This window comes from Stenotrophomonas genospecies 5 (assembly GCF_054473825.1).
The window spans coordinates 1-206 of sequence record NZ_JBTMUW010000014.1 but is presented as its reverse complement, the minus strand read 5'-3'; the positions used below and the strand labels follow the sequence as shown (position 1 = coordinate 206).

General features: G+C 65.5%; 1 protein-coding gene. It reads left to right on the top strand.

Annotated elements, in window-relative coordinates:
* The coding region (locus ACX9OW_RS20765) for an EF-Tu/IF-2/RF-3 family GTPase (protein ID WP_459062770.1) at positions 1-206 on the top strand (206 nt) is incomplete at both ends.

The window sequence follows — 206 nt, the reverse complement described above, 5'->3', positions numbered from 1 at the left end:
GGTATCCGTCCGACCCAGAAGACCACCGTGACCGGCGTGGAAATGTTCCGCAAGCTGCTGGACCAGGGCCAGGCAGGCGACAACGCCGGTCTGCTGCTGCGCGGCACCAAGCGTGACGACGTCGAGCGCGGCCAGGTTCTGGCCAAGCCGGGTTCGATCACCCCGCACACCGAGTTCGAAGGCGAAGTGTACGTGCTGTCGAAGGA